Genomic DNA, 19,891 nt, shown 5'->3' on the forward strand with positions numbered 1-19,891 from the left:
TCAGATACGGCGTTTGCGGTTGAGTGTCGGAATTGTCGTCTGCGGCACCTCCAGCCGCTTGACCTTACCCACCGAGGCAGCCACCTGAATAAGCGTCGGATGACCGAACAGCACCTGGACGTCAGCTTCCAGGTCCGCCTGACGCATGCGCTCGATCAGGCTGACCGCCAACAATGAATGCCCGCCCAGTTCGAAGAAATGATCATGACGCCCGACCTTTTCGACATTGAGCAGCTCCGCCCAGAGCGCTGCCAGCCTGATCTCCACGTCACCCACCGGGGCTTCGTAGGCACGCGAGGTAAATGCACTGCTGTCCGGTGCCGGCAGGGCCTTGCGGTCGAGCTTGCCATTCGGCGTCAGCGGCCACGCATCAAGCGGCATGTAGGCGGCCGGCAGCATGTAGTCCGGCAGCAGCCCTTGCAGGTACGTGCGCAGATCGCTGCTTTCCGGTAACACTGTCGGGTCGGACGGTGTGAAATACGCGACCAGACGGGTTTCGCCGGGTACGTCCTCACGGGCGACAACCACCGCTTCCTGCACCTGCAGGTGTTTGTTCAGGGACGTCTCGATCTCGCCCAGTTCGATACGGAAACCACGGATTTTCACCTGATCGTCGTTGCGCCCCAGGTATTCGATGTTGCCATCCGGCAAGTAGCGACCCAGGTCGCCGGTGCGGTACATACGCGCGTCCGGTGAGAGGCTGAACGGATCCTTGAGGAAGCGTTCAGCGGTCAGATCATCACGGTTCAGATAACCGCGGGCCACGCCGGCACCGCCGATGTAGATTTCACCCGGCATACCCCGCGGAACGAGCTGTTGCTGCTCGTCGAGCAGGTAGAACCGGGTGTTGCCCACCGGCCTGCCGATGTGCGGAGCGAAGCCGTCTTCGCGGTCCATGGCCACCCAGCTTGAGTAGGTGGTGGTTTCGGACGGCCCATACAGGTTGCACAGGCGCTGCACGCCGGTTTTCTCGAACAGTGATTCCACCAGATTGCGTTTGAGTGCTTCGCCGGCGACATTGACGGTGTGGACCGACCCTGGCAAACCGTTGATTTCCAGCAGCGCTTTCAGCGCCGAGGGAACGGTGTTGATCAGGCCGATATCGTGATTGCCGTGTTGCAGTTCCAGGACGTTTTTGACCACGTTGATGCTCCCGCCCGATGTCAGCGGCGCGAAGCACTCGTAGACCGCGAGGTCGAAGTTCAGCGAGGTGGAGAACAGCGTTTTTTCCAGCGCAGAGCCGTCGAACGCCACGTGTGCCCAAGTCAGGAAGTTCACGGTGTTGCGATGCTCGATCATCACGCCTTTTGGCATACCGGTGGAACCGGACGTGTAGATCAGGTACGCCAGATGTGCCGAGGTCAGCCCCGGCACCTGCGGATTCTGGACGGATTCGCCCTGCCAATCGCTCAGATCAAGATTGATCACAGGTACCGAAACGTCGGCCAGCAAGCCCTGAGTAGCATTTTGAGCCAGAACGGCGGCAGGCGTGCTGTCCTCCAGCATGTAAGCAATCCGCTCTACCGGATATGCTGGATCCAGCGGAACGTAGCCGCCACCCGCCTTGAGAATCGCCAGCAAACCGACGACCATTTCCACGCCGCGTTCTACGCAGATCCCTACGCGGGAATCGGGCTGCACACCCTGTTTGCGCAAGGCATGGGCCAGGCGGTTGGCCTGTTCGTTGAGCTCGCGATAGGTCAGGCGCTGTTGGCCATGCACCACGGCCACAGCCTGCGGCGTGCGCTCGACCTGTGCTTCGAACAGGCCATGGATGGTCTGCTCGTGCGGATAATCCAGCGCGGTAGCGTTGAGGCCGAAGACCAGTTGCTCACGCTCTGCTGCTGGCACAACCGACAAACCAGCCAAAGGCATCTCGCTGGACTGCTCCAGTGCGCTGACCACACCCTCCAGCGCTGTCTGCATATACGCGCAGACCTGTTGCGCATCGATACTGGAAATGGCTTGAACGGTGAGGCTGAAGCCCGCACCTTCATCGTTCACTGAAAGGGTCAGCGGATAGTTGGTGCGTTCTTCTCCGTGCAAATGTTCGATGCCCTGCCAGGCCTCGAAAGCCTGCTGATTGACCTCCACGTCGATATGCCGGTAGTTGAGCAAGGCGTTGAACAGTGGCGTTGACGCCGGTACACCACTGCAACGCTGAGCCAGCACCAGCGACGCGTGTTCATGGGCCAGCAGTCCGCTGAGTCGTGCGTGGGCAGCTTTCAGACCGCTGCGCACGCCCTGCTCGCCCAGCGTGACGCGCAGCGGCAAGGTGTTGATGAACATCCCCAGCGCCCGGTCAGAACCAACGCCGCCCTGCAGACGACCAAGCAACACGGTGCCGAACACCACATCCTCTTTGCCTGAGACAGCGCCCAGTACAAGGGCCCAGGCCAGGTGATACAGGCTGGCGGAACTGACCCCGAGTTGACGAGCCTGCGCCCGCAAGCGCTGGCTCAGGTCAATGTCGACCCGCTGGAATGCTTCCTCGATACCTTGCCCGTCGCCCTGCACGTCCTGCAGTCCGAACGGTAGCGTCGGCTCGTCGATGTCGCCGAGCATGTCGCGGAAAAACGCTTCGTGTTCCTCGCGGCTGACGCCGAGCCTGGCCTGAGCCACGTAATTGCGATAAGGCACGGAGGGCGTCAGCGACGCTTGCTGACCGAGCATGTGCGCTTCGATTTCGCTTCTGAGAATACGCAGCGACGTGGCGTCGTCCACCAGGTGATGGAACAGCAGCATGCCCATCCAGCGGTTATTTACCGCGTCTTGGGCATAGCCGATGCGTAACATCGGCGCCTGACGGATGTCCAGACGCGTGTGACGCGGGTCCAGACGCTTGATCAGTTGCTCGGAAATATCACCGCAGGTCGGGTCCAGTACCAGCTCATCAAGCGCCAGCGGCGCCTCACGCCAGACCACCTGCACCGGTGCCTCGAGACGTTCCCAAAGCACGGCGGTACGCAGGATATCGTGCCGCGCGATCACGCCTTGCAGGGCCTGGGCGAAGCTGTGCAGGCGCTCGATACTGTCAAAGGAGAACAGTGCGTACTGCAAGTAGGGATCGCCTTCGACCGCAGCAATGTGGTGATACAGAATCCCCTCCTGCAGCGGCGCCAGGGCATAAATATCCTGCACGTTGGCCGCACCACCCGGTACGCAGGACACCACATGGTCGATATCCTCCTGGCGCAGTGACACCAGTGGCAGCATGTCCGGGGTGATGTGCGCGCAGTCGGCGGGAATAAGGTTGGCGGGTACTTCTACTGCACCCTTGCCGCCCACGGCTGCCGCCAGTGCCGACAGGGTCGGCTGGCTGAACAGCACGCGCACGTCGGCAACCAGATCGATCTGGCGCATGCGCTCGATCAGTTTCACGGCCAGCAGCGAGTGGCCGCCCAGCTCGAAGAAGTGGTCATGCCGGCCGACCTGCTCGAGTTGCAACAGGTCTTGCCAGATCCGCGCAATGGCCATCTCGGCGTCGCTTTCTGGCGCTTCGTAGCCCCAATTGGCCACTGAAGACCGGTCAGGCGCAGGCAAGGCCTTGCGGTCAAGCTTACCGTTGGCGGTCAGCGGCAGTGCATCGAGCTGCACGTAGGCAGCCGGTACCATGTACTGCGGCAATGTGCCTTGCAGATGCTCGCGCAGGTTTTCGATGTCCAGCAGCCTTTGCGCCTGCAGCGCCGTGACATAGGCCACCAGACGCTTGTCACCGGGCACATCCTCACGGCACAGCACCACGGCATCGCAGACTTCAGGATGCTCAGCCAGACGTGCTTCGATTTCACCCAGTTCGATACGGAAGCCGCGAATCTTCACCTGTTCGTCGTTGCGGCCCAGGTATTCCAGGCTGCCATCGGCCAGCCTGCGTCCCAGGTCGCCGGTGCGGTACAGGCGAGCACCCGGAGCGTTACTGAACGGGTTATCGAGAAAACGCTCGGCCGTCAGTGCTTCACGGTTCAGGTAGCCACGGGCAACACCGGCACCGCCCACGTACAGCTCGCCGATCACGCCTGCCGGCACTGGTTCGCCATGGGCGTCAAGCAGGTACAGTTGCAGGTCTGGAATACGCTTGCCGATCGGACTGGCACCGACACGCTGGGCGTCTTCGGCCTTCAACGGGTAGTAGGTGACGTGCACTGTGGTTTCGGTAATCCCGTACATGTTCACCAGTTGCGTGCCGGTATTCACGTTGCGGGCGTACCACGGTTTGAGCATCGCCGTTTCCAGTGCTTCGCCGCCGAAAATCACTTGGCGCAGCGAATGTGCCTGCTCTTTCTCGCCCTGGGCCGCAATCAGCTGGCGGAACGCACTCGGTGTCTGGCTAAGTACGGTTACACCAGCACTGCACAGCAGTTCGTGGAAGTCTTCAGGCGAGCGGCTGACCAGTTGCGGAACGATCAACAGACGTCCGCCATGCAGCAGCGCGCCCCAGATTTCCCAGACCGAGAAGTCGAAAGCGAATGAGTGGAACAGTGCTCCAACATCCTGTTCATTGAAACCGAACCAGTCCTGGGTGGCCGAGAACAGTCGTGCAACGTTGCGATGCTCGACCATCACACCCTTGGGCAGGCCGGTAGAACCGGAGGTGTAGATGACGTAGGCAAGGTCGCTGGGCTGCACCGATACCATTGGATTGCTGACGGATTCATCCAGCAGGTCTGCATCGTCAAGATAGATCAGTGGCACATCGGAGTCCGGCAAGGCTTGCTGCACCGATCGCTGACTCAACAGCGCCACCGGGGTACTGTCGCCGAGTACGTAGGACAGGCGCTCAAGCGGGTAAGCCGGATCCAGTGGCACGTAACCGGCGCCGGATTTGAGGATCCCCAGCAAGCCGATAATCATCGCCGGGCCCCGTTCGACGCAGATCGCCACGCGATCGTCATTGCGTACACCCAAGGCCAGCAAACGGTGCGCGACCTGGTTGGCACGCGCATTGAGCTCGCCGTAGCTCAGAGTCTGCGCTTCGAACATCAGCGCGACGGCGTCTGGTCGCTCTGCGGCGCGTGCTTCGAATTGCCGGTGGATCGGTGTCTCGTGTGCATAGCTCTTCTCAGGCCGGTTGTACTGCTCGAGCAACTGCGCACGTTCGTTGAACGGCAATATCGAAATAGCATGCAGCGGGGTTTGCGGCGCCTGTTCCAGCGCATCGACCAGACTGTTCAGGGTTTGTTGCATGTAGGCGCAGATCCGTGTCGCCTCAACCAGTGGCACGGTCTGAACAGTCAACTGGAAGCCTTCGCCCTGGTCATCGACGTTCAGCGTCAGCGGGTAGTTGGTACGTTCTTCATCGCCCAGCGACTGCATGCCATCCCAGGCCGTCAGTGCCTCATCGGTCACGGCAATGCTGCTGTGACGATAATTGAGCAAGGCGCTGAACAGCGGTGCCGGTGCGGCCACGCCACTGCAGCGCTGGGCCAGTGCCAGCGAGGCATGTTCATGACCGAGTAACCCGGTCAGGCGTCGATGCGTGGCCTTGACCCCGTCACGTACGTCCAGATTGCCCAGCTCTACCCGCAGCGGCAAGGTGTTGATAAACATTCCCAGCGCCCGGTCTGCGCCTTCGCCGCCCTGCATGCGGCCCATCAGTACGGTGCCGAACACTACGTCGTCACGCCCCGAGACCTGACTCAGCAGTCGCGCCCAGGCCAGGTGGACCAGGCTCGCGGCACTCACACCCAGTTGCAGGGCCTGGCTCCGCATGCGACGGCTGAGGTCTGCGTCTACGGTCAGTCGGGCTTCTTCGATGTCGCGCCCGTCACCGTGTACCTGTTGCAAACCGAACGGCAGCGTCGGTTCGTCGACATTGCCCAGCATGTCGCGGAAGAACACCTCATGCTCTTCCTGGCTCACGCCCAGTCGGGCCTGAGCGACATAGTTGCGATACGGAACCGCCGCGCCCAGTTGCGCCTCCTGGCCCAGCAGGCTGGCCTGCATCTCGTAGCGCACCACGTCCATCGCGGTATGGTCCATGACCAGATGATGGAACTGCAGCAACGCCAGCCAGCGCTGGTTCGGTCCATCCCAGGCACACACCAGACGCATCATCGGCGCTTGACGAATGTCCAGACGATGGTGCCTGGCGTCGAAACGCTGGTGTAACTGTGCCGCCATGTCGCCCGCGTGTGGGTCCGCATCAAAGCTTTCGCGCATCAGCGGCGCCTGACGCCAGACCACTTGCATCGGTTCGTCCAGCCCCTCCCAGACCAATGCGGTGCGCAGCACGTCATGACGCTGGATCACGAACTGCAAGGCGCGGGCGAAATCGTCGACATGCTCCTGGCTGTCAAAGCTGAACAGCGATTGCAGCAAGTAGGGATCACCGCGTTCAGCGCTGAGGTGGTGATAGAGGATACCTTCCTGTAGCGGCGCCAGCGGGTAGATATCCTGCACGTTGGCAACGCCGCCGGGCACCGTGGCAACGATCCGGTCGATGGCGACCTGATCAAGACTTGCCAGTGGCAACATGTCCGGTGTAATCCGCTGACAGTTCGCGGCAATGCCATTGGCCGGGACGTGAATTTCACGGCCGCTGCCCACCGCCGCTGCCAGCGCGGCCAGGGTCGGCTGGCTGAACAGCACGCGCACGTCGGCACTCAGACCGACCTGGCGCATGCGCTCGATCAGCATCACCGCCAGCAACGAATGACCGCCCAGTTCGAAAAAGTGATCATGACGACCGACCTGTTCGACCGTCAGTACGTCTGCCCAGATCGACGCCAGCAGGGTCTCGACCTCGCCTTGAGGGGCTTCATAACCGCGGCTGATCAGCGATTGCGCATCCGGCGCTGGTAGCGCCTTGCGGTCGAGCTTGCCGTTGGCGGTCAGCGGCAGTGCGTCCAGCTGCACGTAGGCCGCAGGCACCATGTAGTCCGGCAATGTGCCTTGCAGATGACTGCGCAGGTGTTCAATGTCGAGCACGGTTTCAAGCTGTTGCGCTATGACATAAGCCACCAGGCGCTTGTCGCCCGGCACATCCTGACGACACAGCACCACAGCCTCGCGAACCTCGGGATGTTCGGCCAGGCGCGCTTCGATTTCACCCAGTTCAACGCGGAAACCACGGATTTTTATCTGGTCGTCATTGCGACCCAGGTATTCCAGGTTGCCGTCGGCACGCCAGCGAACCAGGTCGCCAGTGCGGTACATCAGTGCGTTTTCCGACGCACTGAACGGATCGACGACAAATTGCGTGGCGCTCAAGTCATCTCGATTCAAATAGCCTTTGGCAACACCCTGCCCGCCTATATACAGCTCGCCGGGCACACCCACTGCCACGGGTTCGCGCAGCGCATCGAGCACGTAAGCCTGACTGTTGCCGACAGGTCGACCGATGGGGATACCACCACTGCCCACTGAAGTGATCTCGTAGGTCGCGGAAAAGGTCGTCGCCTCGGTCGGGCCATAACCGTTGAGCAGATGTTGCGGCGCATTGTTCGCCAACACCCGGCCAATAACGGCAGGGTCCAGCACATCGCCGCCGACGATCAGGTAGCGCAGACGTGAAAACGCTTCGCCCAGACCCGAAGCGTATTGATGGAACAACCCGGCGGTCATCCACAGCACGGTTACCGATTGCTCCAGCAGCAGACGCTGGAAATTCAGTGGAGACAGCAAGTCGTTCTGCTCGATCACCACCACACAGCCGCCGTTGAGCAACGGGGCCCAGACGTCCAGCGTACTGGCATCAAACGCAGGGTTAGAGGCAAACGCCACGCGATCCTGAGCATTGAAGTCGGCGTAACCGTTGTTGATCACCAAGCGGCTGATGGCGCGATGCGGCACCAGCACACCTTTAGGAACACCCGTCGAGCCAGAGGTGTACATGATGTAGGCGACGCTTTCGCTGGACTGCGGCAATGCCAGATCAGTGTCTTTCAGGTCGTCCAGGGTCAAACCGTCGAGATCGACACGCTGTGCACCACTCGTCAGCGATACGTGGCTATGAGTCAGCAGGACACGTGCAAGACTGTCTTCAATCATGAATGCCTGACGTTCGACCGGTGCATGGGTGTCCAGCGGCACGTACACCGCCGCGCATTTGAGCACCGCCAGCTGACTGGCGAGCAGGTCGAGGCTGCGCTCCAGCAAAATCGCCACACTGTCACCCGGCTGTACGCCGAGACCCAGTAGATACCGCGCCAGACGATTGGCACGGGTGTTGAGTTCGGCGTAGCTCACGGAGACGCCGTCGTGAATCGCCGCGCAAGTTTTGGGGAGTGCCCGTACCTGATCTTCGAACAGGCCGTGCACGGTCTGCTGTTGCGGGTAATCCCGCGCGGTCTTGTTGAATTCGACCAGTAACTGCTGGCGTTCGACAGCCGGCAGGATCGCAATACTGCTCAGCGGTGCCTCGGGGTCCTGCTCCAGCGCCATAAGGATATGCTCCAGCGCCGTCTGCATATACGAGCAGACCCGTTGTGCATCGATACTGGCAATGGCTTGCACGGTAAGGCTGAAGCCCTCCCCCTCATCATTCACTGAAAGGGCCAGCGGATAGTTTGTACGCTCTTCACTGTGCAGGCTTTCGATGCCCTGCCAGGTGTCGAAAGACTCTTGGTTGACATGCGCGTCGATATGGCGGTAGTTGAGCAAGGCGCTGAACAGTGGCGTTGACGCGGGCACACCACTGCAGCGTTGAGCCAGTACCAGCGACGCGTGTTCATGGGCCAGCAGCATGCTGAGTCGCGCATGAGTGGCTTTCAGACCGCTGCGCACGCCCTGCTCGCCCAGCGTGACACGCAGTGGCAAGGTATTGATGAACATCCCCAGCGCCCGGTCAGAGCCGGCACCGCCTTGCAGGCGACCGAGCAACACGGTGCCGAAGACCACATCGCCTTTGCCCGAAACGGCAGCCAGTACACGGGCCCAGGCCAGGTGATACAGGCTGGCAGAACTGACCCCGAGTTGGCGGGCCTGCACACGCAAACGCTGGCTCAGGCCAATGTCGACCCGCTGGCATGCTTCCTCGATACCGCGCCCGTCGCCCTGCACGTCCTGCACGCCGAAGGGTAGCGTCGGCTCGTCGATATCACCGAGCATGTCGCGGAAAAATACCTCGTGCTCTTCACGACTGACACCGAGCATGGCCTGAGCTACGTAATTGCGATAGGGCACGGACGGCGGCAGCGAGGCTTGCTGACCGAGCATGTGCGCTTCGATTTCGCTTCTGAGAATACGCAGCGACGTGGCGTCGTCCACCAGGTGATGGAACAGCAACATGCCCAGCCAGCGGTTGTTCACCTCATCGTGTGCATAACCGATGCGCAGCATCGGTGCCTGACGGATGTCCAGACGCGTGTGGCGCGGGTCGAGACGCTTGAGCAGTTGTTCGGCGATGTCGCCATCGGCCGGCTCCAGTATGTGCTCATCCAGGCCCAGAGTCGCTTCACGCCAGACCACCTGCACCGGGGCGTCGAGACGTTCCCAAAACACCGCAGTGCGCAGGATATCGTGCCGCGCGATCACGCCTTGCAGTGCCTGGGCGAAGTTGTGCAGAAGTTCTCGGCTGTCGAAGGCAAACAGTGCGTGTTGCAGGTACGGGTCGCCTTCGGCCGCAGCAAGGTGGTGATACAAAATCCCCTCCTGCAACGGCGCCAAGGCATAGATATCCTGCACGTTGGACAGACCGCCGGGCACGCTGGACACCACGCGATCGATATCGTCCTGGGTGAGTGACACCAGCGGCAGCATATCCGGGGTGATGCGCGAGCAGTCGGCGGGAATAAGGTTGGCGGGTGCCTCGACTTGCCCTTTGCCGCCCACCGCTGCCGCCAGGGCAGACAGGGTCGGCTGGCTGAACAGCACGCGCACATCGGCAACCAGATCGATCTGGCGCATGCGCTCGATCAGTTTCACCGCCAGCAGCGAGTGGCCGCCCAGTTCGAAGAAGTGGTCATGCCGGCCGACCTGCTCCAGTTGGAGCAGGTCTTGCCAGATCCGCGCAATGGCCATTTCGGTGTCGCCTTCTGGCGCTTCATAGCCCCGACTGGCCAACGCCGAACGGTCGGGTGCCGGCAGCGCCTTGCGGTCGAGCTTGCCGTTGGCAGTCAACGGCAGCGTATCGAGTTGCACGTAGGCCGCCGGCACCATGTACTGCGGCATCGTGCCTTGCAGATGCTCGCGCAGGCTTTCGATGTCCAGCAGGTCGCCCGACTGCTGCGTCGTGAGATAGGCCACCAGACGCTTGTCGCCCGGTTCGTCTTCACGCACCACAACCACAGCGTCACGTACGCCTTGGCAAGCGCTCAATCGAGCTTCGATCTCGCCCAGCTCGATACGGAAACCGCGAATTTTCACCTGTTCATCGTTACGTCCCAGGTATTCCAGGCTGCCATCGGCCAGCCAGCGACCCAGGTCGCCGGTGCGGTACAGGCGCGCACCTGGCGCAGTATTGAACGGGTCATCGAGAAAACGCTCGGCCGTCAATGCTTCGCGATTCAGGTAGCCACGCGCAACGCCGGCGCCGCCCACATACAGCTCGCCGATCACCCCTACTGGCACCGGTTCGCGATGAGCATCGAGGACATACAGCTGCAAATCGGGAATGTGCTCGCCGATCGGGCTGGCGCCCATACGCTGTGCATCTTCGGCCTGCAACGGATAGTAGGTCACATGCACGGTGGTTTCGGTGATGCCGTACATATTCACCAGTTGCGTACCGGCATTCACCTTGCGGGCGTACCACGGCTTGAGCATGGCCGTTTCCAGTGCTTCGCCGCCGAAAATCACCTGGCGCAATGAGTGTGCACGCTCGCTCTTGCCCTGGGCCGCAATCAGCTGGCGGAAGGCACTCGGTGTCTGGTTGAGTACCGTGACTCCGGCACTGCACAGCAGGTCATAGCAGTCTTCAGGTGAACGGCTGATCAGTTGCGGCACGATCAGCAGGCGCCCACCGTGCAGCAGCGCGCCCCAGATTTCCCAGACCGAGAAGTCGAAGGCGAATGAGTGGAACAGTGCTCCAACATCCTGTTCATTGAAACCGAACCAGTCCTGAGTGGCCGAGAACAGCCGTGCGACGTTGCGATGCTCGACCATCACTCCCTTTGGCAGGCCAGTGGAACCGGAGGTGTAGATGACGTAGGCAAGGTCGGCGGGCTTGACCGGTACTTGCAGATTGCGGACGGATTCGTCCTGCAGGTCGGCATCGTCAAGGTAGATCAGCGGCACTTCGCAGACCGGCAAGGCCTGTTGTACTGATCGCTGGCTCAACAATGCCACTGGGGTACTGTCGCCGAGTACGTAGGACAGGCGCTCAAGCGGGTAAGCCGGATCCAGTGGCACGTAACCGGCGCCGGATTTGAGGATGCCCAACACGCCGATAATCATCGCCGGGCCACGTTCGACGCAGATCGCCACGCGATCGTCAGGCCGTACACCCAGGGCCAGCAAACGGTGCGCGACCTGGTTGGCACGCGCATTGAGCTCGCCGTAGCTCAGGGTCTGTGCTTCGAACATCAGCGCGACGGCATCTGGTCGTTCTGCGGCGCGGGCTTCGAATTGCCGGTGGATCGGTGTTTCATGTGCATAGGTTTTGCCGGAAGGGTTCCAGTGTTCGAGCAACTGGGTACGTTCGCTGAGCGGCAATATCGATATGCTGTGCAGCGGTGTCTGCGGCGCCTGTTCCAGCGCCTCGACCAGCCCCGCTACGGCCAACTGCAGATAGTCACAAAGGCGCTGCGCGCCAATGCTCGCCGCCACCAGCGAAGTGAACTGGAAGCCTTCACCCGTATCGTCGACATTGACGGTCAGCGGGTAGTTGGTGCGTTCTTCTTCGTCCAGTCGCAAAGACTGCATGCCATCCCAGGCCGCCATTGCCTCATCGGTCACGGCAACGCTACTGTGACGATAATTGAGCAAGGCGCTGAACAGCGGTGTCGGTGCGACCACGCCACTGCAGCGCTGGGCCAGTGCCAGCGAGGCATGTTCATGGCCGAGTAACCCGGTCAAGCGCCGATGCGTGGCCTTGACCCCGTCACGTACGCCCTCACCGCCCAGGTCCACCCGCAGCGGCAAGGTATTGATGAACATGCCAAGGGCCCGTTCGGCACCCTCGCCGCTCTGCATGCGGCCCATCAGGACGGTGCCGAATACCACTTGATCACGTCCGCTGAGGCGGCCCAGCATCTGTGCGAATGCCAGATGGAGCAGGCTTGCAGCACTGACCCCAAGCTGCCGCGTCTGCACTATAAGGCGTTGGCTCAAAGCGTTATCCAGCGTCAGACGAGCCTGATCGATAGCGTTGCCGTCGCCTTGCACGTCGTGCAGGCCGAACGGCAGCGTCGGCTCGTCGATGTCGCCGAGCATGTCCTGGAAGAACAGCTCATGATCCTGCTCGTTCACGCCCTGTCGGGCCTGAGCGACATAGTTTCGGTAAGGAATTGAGTCACCAAGTCGATCGGCCTGACCGAGCAGGCAGACCTGCATTTCATAGCGCACCTGATCCAGCGCAGTGTGGTCAAGGATCATGTGGTGAAACATCAGCGTCGCCACCCAACGCTGGTTGACGGTGTCCAAGGCACACACCACTCGCATCAAGGGTGCCCGACGGATGTCCATGCGTATCTGGCGCGGGTCCAGGCGCTCTTGCAACTGACGGGATATATCACCGAAGCGAGGGTTGAGCTGAATTTCCTCGACGCTGAGTTCGACCTGACGCCAGACCACTTGCAACGGCTCATCAAGACTTTCCCAGTGCATGGACGTGCGCAGGATGTCATGGCGGTTGATGACCATTTGCAGGGCCTGGGCGAAGGTATCCAGATGAGCGCGGCTCTGGAACGCGAACTGGCTCTGCAGTACGTAAGGATCGCCCTGCTCTGCGGCGATATGATGATAGAGAATGCCTTCCTGTAACGGCGCCAGCGGGTAAATATCCTGCACGTTCGTTGCGCCGCCGGGCACACAGGCCACCACCAGGTCGATCTGCTCCTGGGTCAGTTTGATCAGCGGCAAGAGGTCTGGGGTGATGCGTTGGCAACCTGGGGTAATCAGGTTGGTCGCTACGGTGACTTCATCACTGCCGGGTTCATCGCCGCCGCCCACGGCACTGGCCAGTGCGGCAAGGGTCGGTTGGCTGAACAGCGCTTTTACATCAGTACTCAGACCGATGTGACGCATGCGCCCGATCAGGCTGACTGCCAGCAGCGAATGACCACCGAGTTCGAAGAAATTGTCGTGACGACCGACCTGCTCGACGCCCAGTAATTCTTGCCAGATGACCGCGATCTGCGTTTCGATTTCGCCCTGAGGGGCCTCGTAGCCACGGCTGATCAGCGAGTCACTGTCGGGTGCTGGCAGCGCCTTGCGGTCGAGCTTGCCGTTCGGAGTCAGCGGCATTGCGTCAAGACGTACGTAGGCCACAGGGATCATGTAGGCCGGGAGTTGTTCCTGCAGCCAGCCGCGCAAGCTGTCGATGCCCGGTTCCGTTTGCGCGGACTGGACGCTGTAATAAGCCACCAGGCGTTTTTCGCCCTGCACATCTTCACGAGCGGTCACTACGGCTTCGTGGACGGCCGGGTGTTTGGCCAGACGTGCATCGATCTCACCGAGCTCGATACGGAAACCACGGATCTTCACCTGATCGTCGTTACGGCCCAGGTATTCGATATTGCCATCCGCCAGATAGCGACCCAGGTCGCCTGTGCGGTACATGTGTGCCGTTGGGTTTTGGCTGAACGGGTCCTTGAGGAAGCGTTCGGCAGTGAGGTCGTCGCGGTTGAGATAGCCCCGCGCCACACCGGCACCGCCGATGTAGATTTCACCCGCAATACCCAGTGGGACGGGCTGTCGTTGCTCATCCAGCAGGTAAAACTGTGTGTTGCCGACCGGTTTGCCGATGTGTGGAGCGAAACCGTCTTTGCGATCCATCGCCACCCAACTCGAGTAGGTGGTGGTTTCCGAAGGGCCATAGAGGTTGCACAGGCGCTGCACGCCTGTTTTTTCGAACAGTTTTTCTACCAGACTTCGCTTGAGCGCTTCACCGGCCACGTTCACCGTGTGAACCGTTGTCGGCAGCCCGTCAACGTCCAGCAGTGCTTTAAGCGCCGACGGTACGGTGTTGATCAGACCGATATCGTGCTCGCCGTGTTGCAGTTCCAGCACGTTTTTGACGACTTCGATGCTGCCGCCCGATGTCAGCGGCGCAAAGCACTCGTAGACGGCGAGGTCGAAGTTCAGCGAAGTGGAGAAAAGTGTTTTTTCCAGTGCCGAGTTATCTGTGCCGGCGTCGAAGGCCTTATGCGCCCACGTCAGGAAGTTAACCGTGTTGCGGTGTTCGATCATTACGCCTTTTGGCAGACCGGTGGAGCCCGAGGTATAGATCAGGTAAGCCAGATGCGCAGAAGTCAGCCCCGGAACCTGTGGGTTCTGGACGGATTCGTCCTGCCAATCGCTCAGATCAAGATTGATGACAGACACCGAAACGTCGGCTAGCAAGCCCTGAGTAGTTGTTTGAACCAAAACTGCCGCCGGAGCGCTGTCCTGCAGCATGTAGGCAATACGTTCTGCCGGGTAAGCCGGATCGAGCGGCACATAGCCGCCGCCCGCTTTGAGAATCGCCAGCAGACCGACGACCATCTCGGCGCCGCGTTCAACGCAGATACCGACCCGCGAATCAGGCTGAACGCCCTGCTTACGCAAGACATGCGCCAGGCGGTTGGCCTGTTCATTCAGTTGGCGATAGCTCAGACACTGCTCGCCGTACACAACTGCCACAGCGTCCGGTGTGCGCTCGACCTGCGCTTCAAACAGGCCATGGATAGTCTGCTGCTGCGGATAATCCAGCGAGGTGTCATTGAAATCCACCAGCAACTGCTCAAGCTCGTCGGCCGGCAGGATCGGCAAGCTGTTCAACGGCGCCTGCGGCGTCTGCTCCAGTGCATGCACCAGGCTTTCCAGCGCCGTCTGCATATACCCGCAAACCCGCTGGGCACCAATACCGGCAACAGCCTGAACATTTAGGCTGAATCCTTCGCCAAGATCGTCGAGGGATAAAATCAACGGGTAGTTGGTGCGTTCTTCACCGCCCCTCACCTCGATCCCTTCCCAGAGTTGATCGGCCTGATCGGTCACTTCCTGATCGGTCGTCGCTCCGGCTGAACTGTGGCGGTAGTTGAGCAATGCGCTGAACAGTGGCGTCGGTGCCGATACACCGCTGCAACGCTGGGCCAACGCCAGCGAGGCGTGTTCGTGGCCGAGCAACGCTGTCAAACGTGCATGGGTCGCCTTGACCCCGGCGCGTACATCCTGCTCACCCACGTCCACCCGTAGCGGCAAGGTATTGATAAACATCCCCAAGGCCCGGCCAACCCCCTCGCCACCGCGCATGCGCCCCAGCAGCACCGTGCCGAACACGACATCGTTACGCCCGCACAGGCATCCGAGCACCCGTGCCCAGGCAAGGTGATGCAGGCTCGCCGCGCTCACCCCTTGCAGTCGCGCCTGAGCACGCAAGCGCTGGCTCAGTTCGGCAGGCAGAGGCTGATGCGCCTCTTCGATGCCATGGCCGTCGCCGCGCACATCCTGCAGGCCGAACGGCAACGTGGGTTCATCGACGTCGCCGAGCATCTCGCGGAAAAACCCTTCGTGCTGCTTGTTCGTGACGCCGAGCCGGGCCTGGGCCACGTAGTTGCGATACGGCACCGGTTCGCCCAGTGTGTGGGCCTTACCGTACAGATACGCATGGATTTCATGATGGACCTGGTCCAGCGCCGCATGGTCGATGGCGATGTGGTGAAACAGCAGCATCGCCACCCAGCACTGGTTGACCTCGTCGTGGGTGAAGGCCAGCCGCAGCAAGGGTGCCTGGCTGATATCGAGGCGGTAATGCCGTGGGTTGAAGCGTTGTTGCAATTGCTCGCTGGCAGGGCCTGCGGCAGGGTCAATGGTGATTTCGCTGAGCACCAGATCAGCCTTGCGCCACACCACTTGCACTGGCTCGTCTTGGCCTTCCCACACCACGCTGGTGCGCAGGATGTCGTGGCGGTTGATGACCTGCTGCAAGGCCGCGGTGAACTCGTCGAAACGTTCCCGGCTGGCAACCGTAAACTGTGCCTGCAGTACGTAAGGATCACCCTGTTCAGCGGCGATATGGTGATAAAGAATGCCTTCCTGCAACGACGCCAGCGGGTAAATATCCTGCACATTGGGCACGCCGCCAGGGACGCGGGCAACGATTGTTTCGATGGCTGCCTGGTCGAGTTCGATCAACGGCAACATGTCCGGGGTAATGCGCTCGCAGCCCGGCACAATCGCCTGGGCAGGAACGTCCACTTCATCGGCCTTGCCGCTGTAATACTCGCCGGCATTGATCAGTTCGATCAATGCCGCTTTGTTCTCGCGCAACATTGCCACCACAGAGGGTTCCATGAGGGACTGTCGCTTGCCGCTGACTAGCAGTTGGTCGCCCTTGACGGCAAGCTGCACGTCTTTCTCTTCCAGTAATGCCAACAGTTCAATCATGCTCACAGAACAATCTCCATTCTTTCCGTTGTAGCTGCGTATTCCGAGAGTGTCGGGTGCTTGAACAGCGACTTGACTTCAGCCTCCAGGCCTTCCTGTCGCATGCGTTCCATCAGGCTGACAGCGAGCAGAGAGTGGCCGCCCAGCTCGAAAAAGTGGTCATGCCGTCCAACCTGCGTGACACCCAGCAAGTCTTGCCAGATACCGGCGATCAGTATTTCTCGCTCACCTTGCGGGGCTTCATAGCCACGGCTGATCAATGCCCCCTCGCCCGGCGCGGGTAGCGCCTTGCGGTCGAGTTTGCCGTTGGGCGTGAGAGGCAATGCGTCGAGACGCACGTAAGCCACCGGGACCATGTAGGCCGGCAACTGCCCCAGCAGCCAGCCGCGCAAGCTGTCGATGTCCGGCGCAGTTTGCGCGGATTGGACCGTGTAATACGCCACCAGGCGTTTGTCGCCGGGGACGTCTTCGCGTGCAGTGACCACCGCATCCTGGACTGCTGGATGCCTGGCCAGGCATGCGTCGATCTCGCCCAGTTCGATACGGAAGCCACGAATCTTCACCTGATCGTCGTTGCGGCCCAGGTATTCGATATTGCCGTCTGGCAGGTAGCGACCGAGATCGCCGGTGCGGTACATGCGTGCCGCTGGCTGCGGGCTGAACGGATCCGCGAGGAAGCGTTCGGCAGTCAGGTCGTCACGGTTCAGGTAGCCACGGGCCACGCCCGCGCCGCCAATGTAGATTTCACCCGCTACACCCAGTGGCACGGGTTGTTGCTGTTGGTCCAGCAAGTAAAACTGTGTATTGCCGACAGGCTTGCCGATGTGCGCAGCGAAGCCGCGTTCGCGATCCATTGCCACCCAGCTTGAGTAAGTGGTGGTTTCCGACGGGCCGTAGAGGTTGCACAGACGCTGGACGCTGGTCTTCTCGAACAGGTTTTCCACCAGACTGCGTTTGAGCGCTTCACCGGCGACGTTGACGGTATGCACCGACTCTGGCAACGCGTTGATTTCCAGCAGCGCCTTCAGCGCCGACGGAACGGTGTTGATCAGGCCGATATCGTGTTCGCCGTGTTGCAGTTGCAGAACGTTGCTGACCACCTCGATTCGCCCCCCTGAGGTGAGCGGCGCGAAGCACTCGTAGACCGCGAGGTCGAAGTTCAGCGAGGTGGAGAACAGTGTTTTTTCCAGTGCAGCGCCGTCGAAAGCCGTGTGAGCCCAGCTCAGGAAGTTCACAGTGTTGCGGTGTTCGATCATCACGCCTTTCGGCAAGCCGGTAGAGCCCGAGGTGTAGATCAGGTAAGCCAAATGGGCCGAGGTCAGCCCCGCCACCTGTGGATTCCGCACCGATTCTTCTTGCCAGTTGTTCTGATCAAGATTGATCACCGGTACCGAAACGTCGGTCAGTAACGCTTCTGTCGCCGACTGTGCCAACACGGCAGCAGGCGTGCTGTCCTGCAGCATGTAAGCAATACGCTCTGCTGGATAAGCCGGGTCCAGTGGCACGTAACCACCGCCCGCCTTGAGGATCGCCAGCAAACCGACGACCATTTCCGCGCTGCGCTCTACACAGATCCCGACTCTGGAATCCGGCTGCACACCCTGCTTGCGCAAGGTATGCGCCAAGCGGTTGGCCTGCTCGTTAAGCTCGCGGTACGTCAGGCGCTGTTCGCCATGGACGACTGCCGGCGCTTCAGGTGTGCGCTCGACCTGTGCTTCGAACAGCCCATGAATGGTCTGTTCGTGCGGGCAATCCAGCGCCGTGTCGTTGAACCCCACCAGCAACTGCTCGCGCTCGGCAGCCGGCAGAATCGGCAGGCTCTCGAGGGCAGTATCTGGCGACTGCTCCAGCGCAACCAGCAGATTGTCCAACGCGGTCTGCATATAGCCGCAGACTCGCCCGGCGCCAACCTTGCCGGTCACCAGCACTGACAACCTGAAACCGTCGCCTTGATCATCGACGTTCAAGGTCAGCGGGTAGTTGGTGCGTTCCTCGCCACTCTGTACGTCGATGCCGCGCCAGGCCTCGATCGACTCAGCAGAGGGTTCGCCCACGCTGCTGTGGCGGTAGTTGAGCAGCGCGCTGAATAGTGGCAGCGGTGCCGCCACGCCGCTGCAACGCTGCGCCAGCACCAACGGCGCGTGTTCATGGCCGAGCAGCGCGGTGAGTTGAGCATGGGTCGCCCGGACCCCGGCCTGCGCACCCTGCCCGGCCAGATCGACGCGCAGCGGCAACGTATTGATGAACATGCCCAACGCCCTTTCTGCGCCTTCACCACTCTGCATGCGGCCTATCAGCACGGTGCCGAATACCACAGATTGCCTGCCCGATACCTGGCTCAATACCTGAGCCCAAGCCAGATGGACCAGACTCGCGGCGCTTACCCCCAGCTGCCGGGCCTGGGCGCGCAGGCGCAGGTTCAATTGACGGTCCAGTGTCAGACTGCTTTCTTCAATGTCGCGGCCATCGCCCTGCACATCCAGCAGGCCGAATGGCAGCGTTGGTTCGTCGATATCACCGAGCTGTTCGCGGAAGAACGCTTCATGGTCTTCGCGGCTCACACCGAGGCGAGCCTGGGCCACATAGTTGCGATACGGAATGGCGACCTCGAGTTGGTCCGCCTGGCCCAGCAGGTGTGCCTGCATGTCGTGGAGCACAACCTCCAGCGCCGTATGGTCGAGAACCATGTGATGGAACAGCAGAATCGCCGCCCACCGCTGGTTGGGCTGATCTTCGGCGAAAACCAGCCGTAGCAGCGGTGCCTGGCTCATGTCCAATCGCGAATGGCGAGGGTCGAAGCGCTGTTGCAGCTGCGCCATGATCGGCCCTTCAAGCGGGTCGAGTTCGACCTGCTCCACAGGCAGACGGGCCTGACGACAGACCACCTGCACCGGTGTTTCCAGGCCCTGCCACTGCACCGCAGTGCGCAGGATGTCGTGGCGATCAACCACACTTTGCAAGGCGCCGACAAAGGCGTTCAAGCGCGCACGGTCAGCAATCTCAAACACCGATTGCAGGACGTACGGGTCGCCTGCGTCTGCCGCCAGATGGTGATAGAGAATCCCCTCCTGCAACGGCGCCAACGGGTAGATGTCCTGCACATTCGCCACGCCGCCGGGCACGCTGGCGACAATAAGGTCGATGGCGGCCTGATCGAGATCGGCCAGCGGCAGCATCTCCGGCGTGATGCGCGTGCAATTGTCCGGGATAGCATTTTCCGGGACTGTTATTTCATTTCCGCCACCCACCGCCGCAGCCAGTGCGGCCAGCGTCGGCTGTGTGAACAGGGTGCGAATATCGGCATCGAGCCCCTGGCGCCGCATCTGTGCGATCAGATTGACAGCCAGCAGCGAGTGACCGCCGAGTTCAAAGAAGTGGTCATGACGCCCCACCCGCTCGACGTGCAGCAGTGAACTCCAGATCT

The 19,891-nt window shown here is 61.1% G+C and carries 2 protein-coding genes (1 of these 2 running past the window's edge); both read right to left on the reverse strand.

What is annotated here, in order from left to right; translation table 11 throughout:
• Positions 1-16,473, reverse strand: a complete 16,473-nt coding sequence (sypB, locus tag JOE34_RS18630) for a syringopeptin non-ribosomal peptide synthetase SypB (RefSeq protein ID WP_209996419.1) — start codon at positions 16,471-16,473, stop codon at positions 1-3.
• On the reverse strand, positions 16,470-19,891 hold the end of the coding sequence (gene sypA, locus JOE34_RS18635) for a syringopeptin non-ribosomal peptide synthetase SypA (RefSeq protein ID WP_209996421.1). Its footprint extends 22,279 nt past the window's final position; the window shows 3,422 of its 25,701 coding nt (coding positions 22,280-25,701); its start codon lies off the right edge, out of view; its stop codon occupies positions 16,470-16,472. The genes sypB and sypA overlap by 4 nt, the downstream gene beginning before the upstream one ends.

The sequence above is a fragment of the Pseudomonas sp. PvP028 genome, from assembly GCF_017832255.1.
Taxonomy (GTDB): domain Bacteria; phylum Pseudomonadota; class Gammaproteobacteria; order Pseudomonadales; family Pseudomonadaceae; genus Aquipseudomonas; species Aquipseudomonas syringae.